This is a genomic window from Gordonia otitidis NBRC 100426, from assembly GCF_000248075.1.
Classification (GTDB): Bacteria; Actinomycetota; Actinomycetes; order Mycobacteriales; family Mycobacteriaceae; genus Gordonia; species Gordonia otitidis.
In genome coordinates, this window is sequence record NZ_BAFB01000223.1 from 1 (window position 1) to 8,091 (window position 8,091).

9 protein-coding genes, 1 tRNA gene and 1 pseudogene are annotated in these 8,091 nt (G+C 66.6%); 7 read left to right on the forward strand and 4 right to left on the reverse strand.

All coding sequences use genetic code 11. The features are described 5' to 3' along the window. Together GOOTI_RS25410 and GOOTI_RS21390 are read right to left on the reverse strand one after the other, a co-directional pair. A pseudogene (locus tag GOOTI_RS25410) lies at positions 1 to 328 on the reverse strand (glutamine synthetase III domain-containing protein); the annotation flags it as partial. A 185-nt stretch (positions 329 to 513) separates the two neighbouring features. Further along, positions 514 to 1,668 carry an FUSC family protein gene (locus GOOTI_RS21390; RefSeq protein WP_007240698.1) on the reverse strand — a complete coding sequence of 385 codons (1,155 nt, stop codon included), beginning with the start codon at positions 1,666 to 1,668 and terminating at the stop codon, positions 514 to 516. Between the two features lie 34 nt (positions 1,669 to 1,702). Here GOOTI_RS21390 and GOOTI_RS21395 point away from each other — a divergent pair, with 34 nt between their 5' ends. The 5 genes from GOOTI_RS21395 (at position 1,703) to GOOTI_RS26930 (ending at position 5,749) form a co-directional block, all read left to right on the forward strand. Then, a complete protein-coding gene (locus GOOTI_RS21395) occupies positions 1,703 to 2,242 on the forward strand; it encodes a MarR family winged helix-turn-helix transcriptional regulator (RefSeq protein WP_007240699.1) in 540 nt (179 codons plus the stop codon). Positions 2,243 to 2,346: 104 nt separating this feature from the next. Continuing rightward, a complete protein-coding gene (locus tag GOOTI_RS21400) occupies positions 2,347 to 2,778 on the forward strand; it encodes an SRPBCC family protein (RefSeq protein ID WP_007240700.1) in 432 nt (143 codons plus the stop codon). Between the two features lie 118 nt (positions 2,779 to 2,896). Continuing rightward, positions 2,897 to 3,841: a type IV toxin-antitoxin system AbiEi family antitoxin domain-containing protein gene (locus tag GOOTI_RS21405; RefSeq protein ID WP_007240701.1), complete on the forward strand. Its 945-nt coding sequence runs from the start codon at positions 2,897 to 2,899 to the stop codon at positions 3,839 to 3,841. A 410-nt stretch (positions 3,842 to 4,251) separates the two neighbouring features. Further along, the gene (locus GOOTI_RS21410) at positions 4,252 to 5,232 is read left to right on the forward strand and encodes an alpha/beta hydrolase (protein ID WP_007240702.1); all 981 of its coding nucleotides are present in this window, start codon (positions 4,252 to 4,254) and stop codon (positions 5,230 to 5,232) included. Then, positions 5,225 to 5,749 carry a hypothetical protein gene (locus tag GOOTI_RS26930; RefSeq protein WP_227921932.1) on the forward strand — a complete coding sequence of 175 codons (525 nt, stop codon included), beginning with the start codon at positions 5,225 to 5,227 and terminating at the stop codon, positions 5,747 to 5,749. Before GOOTI_RS21410 ends, GOOTI_RS26930 begins: the two co-directional genes overlap by 8 nt. Positions 5,750 to 5,777: 28 nt before the next feature. Here GOOTI_RS26930 and GOOTI_RS21420 read toward each other — a convergent pair. After that, positions 5,778 to 5,850, reverse strand: a tRNA-Arg gene (locus GOOTI_RS21420). Positions 5,851 to 6,007: 157 nt separating this feature from the next. Here GOOTI_RS21420 and GOOTI_RS21425 point away from each other — a divergent pair. Continuing rightward, positions 6,008 to 6,829 carry an SDR family oxidoreductase gene (locus GOOTI_RS21425; RefSeq protein ID WP_007240704.1) on the forward strand — a complete coding sequence of 274 codons (822 nt, stop codon included), beginning with the start codon at positions 6,008 to 6,010 and terminating at the stop codon, positions 6,827 to 6,829. 7 nt (positions 6,830 to 6,836) lie between these two features. Beyond that, a complete protein-coding gene (cobF, locus tag GOOTI_RS21430) occupies positions 6,837 to 7,595 on the forward strand; it encodes a precorrin-6A synthase (deacetylating) (protein ID WP_007240705.1) in 759 nt (252 codons plus the stop codon). A 14-nt stretch (positions 7,596 to 7,609) separates the two neighbouring features. On the opposite strand, the gene GOOTI_RS21435 is transcribed toward cobF, so the two are convergent. Then, positions 7,610 to 8,091: inositol monophosphatase family protein (locus GOOTI_RS21435; protein ID WP_007240706.1), on the reverse strand; the 482-nt coding region annotated here is incomplete at its 5' end.

Consider the following 8,091-nt stretch of genomic DNA (forward strand, 5'->3'; position numbering starts at 1 on the left):
GTCCGGCTCGAGGAACGAGTCGTGCTTTTCGGCGGTGAATCCGGTCAGGGGGTAGAAGACGTGCGCGTAGTGCGACGCGCCCTTCTCGATCGCCCAGTCCTTCATCGCGGCTGCGACGTAGTCGGCGAGGGTCGGATCGAGCGGGACGCCGTTGTCGATGGTCGCCGCGACAGCCTTGAAGACGTGCTTGGGCAGCCGGGTCTTCATCGCCGAGAGGGTGAAGACGTTGCGGCCGAAGGTGTCTGCCAGGGCTCGGGAAGCCGTCGCATTCCATCTCGTATGTGGTCACGGCCTCGATGGCCTGACGGCGGGACATGCTGCCACTCATACATAAACTCCTGGGTCGGCTCTCCGGTTGCGACGCGTCTGCGTCCGCCGTGGCCGGATGGCCCCGAAGAGTGAGTGTCGTTGATCAAGCGATACGACGCTATGAGCACGACGTACCCAGGTCATTGCCTCCGTGTGACGCCCGTGAAAACACGCTTCACAATGGCGCGCACTCCGAACAGATCGCTACGACGTGTGCGTGCGGGGTCCGCGAAGCGCCGCGAGGTCGTGTGCGCGGATCGTCAGCGCTGCCACCACGATGCCGACGACGATGCCGATCGCGGTGTCGAGGACGCGGTCGATTGCGGCGTCGGGGCTCAGTCCTGCGCTCAGCCCCGTGAGCAGCAGTGCCATCGGGGTGACCGCGAGTGAGCACAACGCGTAGTTGACCGTCGACAGGATCTCGGCGAGCACCTGGAAGATGATGATGCCGACGACCGCGCCCCAGTAGCCGAGGGGGATGGCGAGGAGTAGTCCCGCGATGAGTGCACCACCGAGGTTGCCGAGCAGACGCTGTACGCCGCGTCGGACGGTGAGGTGATACTCGACGCCCTGCATCGCGGCCACGGCACCCATCGCGGCCCACATCGGATGATCGAGGTGTGCGGCGACCGCGATGATCGCGGCGAGCGCCGCGGCGACGGCGATGCGCACTGCGGTCACGGCGAGATGGCGCCGGTTGGCCGGCGCGTGCCCGCCCGCGAGGGTCACCCACAGTGACTCGCGGCGGGCCGTCTCGGTCGAGGCGGCCCGCGTGCCACCCACGCGTACCATGACCCAGGTGCGCAGCCACGGCGCCAGCGCGATGACGATGCCGATGACGGCACCGATCGCCGCGGCCAGCACCGCGCGTCCGATGTCTTCTGCGTCGTGTGCGAAGCCCGCCGCGCCGGTCGACGCGAACACGAAGATGACGGCGCCGGGTCCGACGATGCGCAGTGCGGACACGAAGTAGCACGCGATGCCTGCCAGCAATGCGGTCACGGTGATCTCTGCGGCGATCGAGTTCGCGTACACGCCCATGGTCGCGCCGACGGCGATCGCCACGCAGATCCCGATCCCGAGTGCGACGAGACGGGGAGCTCGGACGGGGTAGGGGTCGGGACGACAGAAGGCGGAGACGAGTGCGCCGAGGGCGGCGAGTCCCGCCAGGTCGCGGTAACCGAGCAGTGCGCCCACGACCAACACGACTCCCACGGCCACGCCGACCCGCAGCGGGGCCGCCACCCCTGCTCGGCTGAAGTCGACACGGAGCGCGTCTCGCCAGGTCGTCGGCGTCACGGCGTGCTGCAGGGCTGCGCCGCTGGTGCGGATGTAGGGAGTGAGGAGTGAGCGCTGCATCCCAATACTTTATCACTATTTTAGTAGTGAAATAATGTCAGGCGATGGTTATCATCGTCACGTGAACAGCTCCACCCCCGACTCCCGGCCCGGCCGCGATCTGGTCGACCGGATCGAGGCGGAGTGGGCGCAGTCGTATCCGGATCTCGACGTCGCGCCGATTGCCATCCTGGGCCGAATACAGCGGATCGCCACGGTGTCGAATCATCGCCTCGACCGAAAACTCGAGGCGCACGGAATCGGGCGGTCGGAGTTCGACGTGCTCGGTGCCCTGGCCAGGTCTGATCGTCCACTCCGCGCCAGCGAGGTGGTCTCGACGACGATGCTGAGCGGGGCGTCGATCACCAAGATCAGTGAGACGCTCTCCCGACGCGGGCTACTCGAACGTCGCAGGTCCGAGCGCGACGGGCGCGTGGTGCTCCTCGAACTCACCGCCGAGGGGCGAGCGTTGGTCGACGCCGAGCTTCCCAACAGGCTGGCCGACGACGCCGACGTACTCGCGCCGTTGAGTGCTGACGAGCGCGGACAACTCGTCGATCTGCTCCGTCGGATCTCGATGGACCTCGGCGACTGACTTCCTCAAACGCCTACCCGGTGGTCGACGTCGACACCGGGTAATGGAACAGTAGGCGTAGTTGCGTCCACCGCCGTCCAGGCGGAACAACACGAGGAGTGCAGATGCCCGGGGTCAGCCACACGGCCACCATCGACGTGCCACGTCAGACCGTCTTCGAGTACGTGAACACCTACGCCAACGTGCCGCACTACATGTTCGGGATCACCCGGTTCGATCCCGTTACCGAGCACACGTCGGGGCTCGGTGCCACGTTCGCTGCCGAGATGAACGTCGGTCCGAAGACGTTGAAGTCCACCGTGGAGACCCAGGAGTGGGTCGAGGGCGAGCTGATCAGGCTCGTCTCTGTCGACGGTTTCCCGGCGAACACCACCTGGCGTTTCGCCGACACGGAGGGCGGCACCGAGGTGCAGGTCGAGTTCGAATACAAGTTGCCCGGCGGACTCGGCGGCCGCGCGCTCGGGGCCATCCTGGAGCCGTTCGTCGGGCAGGCGATCAAGCAGACCGACGGCAACCTGCGGTCGCAGCTCGCCTGAGCGTCGGGTCTGCAGTTGCGTGGGATCCTCGGGGGCATTTGTGTACCCCTGGATCCCACACAACTGAGCCTGTGGATGGATTTCCGACGCCTCTCGGCATTTCCTACATCCTGTACCGGTGCAACCGGACAAGGGGTGGGTCGCGCTCGCGCGTCGACAGGACAACATCGTCACGCGTGCGCAGCTCGCGGATGCAGGAGTGGACAAGCGATCCGTACGGCGGCGCATAGCAAACGGTGAGTGGCAGGCCTTCGGTGCGAGGGTCGTCATGCTCGCTCCGGGAGTCCCCACGGAGGCACAACGAGTCGGTATCGGCGCGTTGTACTCTTGCGGCGCAACATCTCTCGCAGGTCGCGCGGCTCTGGAGGTGCACGGCCTGAGGGGTTGGTCCGAGGGTCCGGTCGTATTCTTCGTCGGAGCAGGCGATCGCAGTGCCAGGACCCCGCCGGAGGGAATCACCTATGTGCGCACGCGCCATGACCTGACCGCGCTGTCGGTCGAGCGGGCGGGGAGGGCGACACTGCGTGTCGAGCCCGCAGCGCTCACGCTGGCTTCTGCGCTCGCTGCAGGGTCGTGGGGTGAGCACCGGTCGGCACGATCGGCCGGCGGGCTCGTCGCCGCGGTCGTGCAGCAGCGGCTGACCACGGCCGAGGCGCTGCTCACGTGGTGCGACAAGCTTCCGCGCCTGCGCCACAAGCCCCTGCTGCGCGGCTTCCTCGACGACATCTCGGGCGGGTCCGAGTCGATGGCCGAGATCGACCTGGTCAGGACGTGCCGCGAGTACTCGCTACAACCACCGGTGCGTCAGCGGCGTCGCACCGACAGCGCGGGTCGGACTCGGTACACCGACGCCGAATGGGATCTGCCCGACGGATCGACACTGGTGCTCGAGGTCGACGGTGCATTTCATCGCACCCACTCGTCCTGGGAAGACGACCTGCGGCGACAGCGCCGGTTGGTTGCTCGAGACCGACGTGAGCTCCGCTGCACCGCCGTCGAGTTGCGTACCGAACCCGAAGAGGTGGTGCGCGACCTCATCGACGCCGGCGTCCCGCGCATCTGACGGGTAATCGTGTTGCGTGGGATCCTCGGGGGCATTTGTGTACCCCTGGATCCCACGCAACTCGGCTGACGCACCTGTGAGAATCGGTCACGATCTCTCAGGCTGCGGTGCGCCACCTCTCAGGATCTGTTCATTCCGAAATGTCCTCCTGTGAGTCGCCCGGAAGCGACCTGGGAGTTCGCCTATGACGAGACTCACAACGGCGACTTCTCTTGATGTACAAAACCTTTCGGAATCCGATGCTCTCAGCTCACTCCGTTTGCCGGGGTAACGATCGGTCTTGGTCGCTCGATCAACTCTGCGTGGTCCGCGTTGCCTGGTGCGTGGATTCTCGGTGTTGAAACCAGGTTCGAGGAGTGATGTAGGTGGGAGCTTCGCGCCGTTGGTGGCCGGGGTCAGGGCTCAGACGTATGGGACGTCGGTTGGGGGTGGCGGCAGTGGCCGTCATGACTGTCGGAGGTGTCGTCGCGGTCGGGGAGGGTACGGCGCACGCGGCGCCTGCGGCTCAGACCTGGTGGATCAACGGGTGTGGCATGCCGACGCAGAGTCCGGGGGGTCCGGCCGGGACGGTCAAGGTGCGCGCGTGGACGCGTCCGCAGAACAAGAAGACCGTCGTGATGCTCGACGGCTTGCGGGCGACCAACGACGTCAGCGGGTGGGAGCACAACACCAACGTCGCGCAATTGGCTGATCACGGGGTCAACGTCGTACAGCCGGTCGGCGGATACATGAGCTTCTACACCGACTGGAACGCGCCGGACAACTTCAGCAACCAGGGCTACACCTACAAGTGGGGCTGCGTGATCAACAAGAGCCTTGTCGCAGCGATGGACCAACGCGGATTACGTGGTCCGTCAGGGCATTACGCGATCATGGGATTGTCGATGAGTGGCAGCTCGGCGTTGATCACAGCGGCCAACAACCATCGCGACTTCGACGCGGCGGGATCGCTGTCGGGCATGCTCAACCTGTCTGCGCCCGGTATGCGTGAAGCGATCCGCGCCGCAATGATCTTCCCGATGCTCGACGGTGGTACGCCCGCGATGAACGCCGACGCGATGTGGGGCCCGCCGTGGAGCACCCGATGGCTCGACAACGATCCGTTCGTCCAGGTGAACAAGCTGCACGGGATCCGTACCTTCATCTTCACCGGCAGTGGGATACCGGGCTACACCGCGACGCCACAGGCGTTGCTCGCCAACCCGGCGTTGATTCTCCAAGGGGCGCCGCTCGAACTGCTCTCGTCCGCATTGACGCATGTCTTCGACGTCCAGACCATGGTCAACCGGCTGCCCACGATGACCGACTTCCCGGTCCAAGGCCTGCACGACTGGCCCTACTGGCAGGACGCCGTGTGGAATGCTCTGAACAGGGGGTTCTTCCGTGTCTGAGCGTCATGTTGCTCGCCGTCGTCGTATCTCGGCGGTGATGCTCGGGCTGGCCTGCGCCGGTCTGGTCGCCGCATGCGGGACCGACGACACCTCCGCCTCCGGCGACAGGTCGGCCGCGACGGCGTCGAGCTCAACGGCAGCGTCGAGCTCAGCGGCGACGACGAGCTCTGTGGAGAAGTCTGCGGGCCCGTCGACGACGCCCGCTGCCCCGAAGCCGAGCGCACAACCGCAGGCAACGCGACCCGCCGAACTGCCCACGAACGGGTCGGTGGAGTCCGTCGCGCCTCCGCAGCCGGCCCAGCAGTCCGCGTTCGAGCGGAAGCTGAGGGAGGGTGGACTCGAGATCGACCCGAGCGCTGCGGCGTCACTGGGCGACGCGGTCTGTCGAGTGGGTGCGAGCAGTGGGCAGGACAGTGCGAAGAAGTACGCTGCCGCGCTCCTGCAGGCCCAACTGCACAGGGCTGCGAGCGACAAGGAGGTATCAGTGTTCGTCGATGCGTCGAAGTCGCTCTGCTGAGAGTGCGAGGCCGACAAGGATGTCACAGTGCCCCAGGCAGGATTCGAACCTGCGACCCTTCCTTTAGGAGAGGAATGCTCTATCCCCTGAGCTACTGAGGCGACGTGTGGAGTCTACGGCAGCGGTAGTCCGCGACGGCAATGCACCTCGCGCCTCGATCGGCGTGAGGTGCATTGCGGGCTGCCGACGATGTAGGCGGGTTCGGCGCCGTATCACCCGTTCACCCGCGACCGCGTGGGTAGGCGATACGGTGAACCGGTGACCACAGCATCGTCTCCGCTCACCGTCCTCGTCACCGGCGCCACCAGCGGCATCGGTGAAGAAGTCGCCCGCCAGTTCGCATCGGCGGGCCACCGCGTGTACGGGACCAGCCGCCATCCCGACAGTGTGGCCGACCCCATCGCCGGAGTGACCTACGTCCGGCTCGACAACGCCGACTACGACAGCGCCGCAGAGTGTGCGCGCGAGGTCGGCGACGTCGACATCCTCATCAACAACGCGGGAGAGTCGCAGGCGGGCGCGTTGGAGGACACCCCGATCTCTGCCGTGGAGGATCTGTTCCGTGTCAACGTCTTCGGCCCCGTCGCGATGACCAAGGCCGTGCTTCCGGGCATGCGTGAACGGCGTCGCGGAACCGTGGTGATGGTCGGGTCGATGCTGTCGAGTTTCCCCGTCGCATTCCGATCGAACTATGCCGCAACGAAATCCGCGCTGAAGGCGTACGCCTTCGCCACCCGCCGTGAGGTCGCGCCGTACGGCATCCGCATGATCAGTGTCGAGCCCGGCACCATCGCGACCGGCATCGGTGACCGGCGCAGCGTCTACATCGGCGACGACTCGCCGTACCGTGCCGAGTACGAGACCCTCGCCGCCGCGACCCGCCACAACGAGGAAGAGGGCATCTCGGCATCGGAGATGGCACGGGTGATCGTCGACGCCGCACTCGCAGAGCATCCGAAGCCGTTCTACGCCAAGGGCAACTCCGCAGGCCTCGTGTTCCTGATGCGACGTCTGCTGCCGCGGCAGTTCATCCTCGATATGACCGCGCGTAAACATGGTCTGCGACGAGTGAAGATCTGAGTCGACGATGCGACTGGCAGTGCGGGTCATCGGAATCGGTCCGGGTGATCCCCGGCAGATCACGCTGCAGGCGATCGAGGCCATGGCCGATGTCGACGTGTTCGTCGCTCTGGAGAAGGGCAGTGCCAAGACCGGGCTCCTCGACGCACGCAAGGAGATCCTTGCGCGCCACGCCAGTTCTTCGCACCGACTCGTCGAGATCGTCGATCCGCCACGTGACCGGACTCCCGCGGACTACGACGCCGAGGTGCGCCGCTGGCATGCCGCCCGCTCGGATCTGATCGCGACGACGTTGCGCGACGAACTCCCCGACGGCGGCGTCGCCGCGTTTCTCGTCTGGGGCGACCCGGCACTCTACGACAGCACGTTGCGCATCGTCGACGACCTTTCGGCGCGACCCGACATCACAGTCGACGTCGAGGTCATCCCGGGTGTGACGAGCGCCAGCGCGCTGACCGCAGCGCACCGGGTCGTCGCCAACCGCATCGGCGAACCGATCCACATCACCACCGGTCGTCGGCTCGCCGACACCCCCTCGGGCGCGGATGCGAATCAGATGGTCATGCTCGACGCCGACCTCGCGTTCCGGAACACCGCCGACCCCGACGACCACATCTGGTGGGGCGCCTATCTCGGCACGCCGGACGAGATGCTGATCAGCGGGCGGGTGGGCGACGTGGGGGAGCAGATCGCGGAGCAGCGGGCGGCTGCCCGTGAGCGGATCGGCTGGATCATGGACATCTACCTGCTGCGCAAGAATCGCTGAGCAGCGGTACGGGACTACCAGACCCGGGCGAGGACACCGAGCAACTCGTCGGCGATCTCGGAGCGGCAGATCACGAAGTCGGGCATGTACGGGCGCGGCCGGTTGTAGACGATGGGCGAGCCGTCGAGTCGGCTGCAGTGCAGGCCTGCGGCCAGCGCGACGCCGACCGGAGCGCAGTTGTCCCACTCGAACTGACCGCCGGAGTGCACGTAGGCGTCGACGTCCCCGCGGACGACGGCCATGGCCTTGGCACCCGCCGAGCCGATCTCGACCGGTGCGAGACCGAGCGCCCGCGACACCGCCGCCACCTCATACGTTCCGCCCCAGCGGGACACTGCCATCCGATGTCGCAGCGGTCCGCCCGTGGGCTCGACGGTGTCGGTGCGGAACAGTTCACCGGTCGCGGGCAACGAGACCGCCGCCGCGGTCACCGCGCCGCCCTCGGTCAGCGCGACGTGCACAGCCCAGTCGGCGGTTCCCGACGCGAATTCACGGG

What these genes read in the sequence shown, in the direction of transcription:
- GOOTI_RS21390 (WP_007240698.1), bottom strand. Translation starts at nt 1,668, where the DNA reads ATGCAGCGCTCACTCCTCACTCCCTACATCCGCACCAGCGGCGCAGCC.
- GOOTI_RS21395 (WP_007240699.1), top strand. Translation starts at nt 1,703, where the DNA reads ATGTCAGGCGATGGTTATCATCGTCACGTGAACAGCTCCACCCCCGAC.
- GOOTI_RS21400 (WP_007240700.1), top strand. Translation starts at nt 2,347, where the DNA reads ATGCCCGGGGTCAGCCACACGGCCACCATCGACGTGCCACGTCAGACC.
- GOOTI_RS21410 (WP_007240702.1), top strand. Translation starts at nt 4,252, where the DNA reads ATGGGACGTCGGTTGGGGGTGGCGGCAGTGGCCGTCATGACTGTCGGA.
- cobF (WP_007240705.1), top strand. Translation starts at nt 6,837, where the DNA reads ATGCGACTGGCAGTGCGGGTCATCGGAATCGGTCCGGGTGATCCCCGG.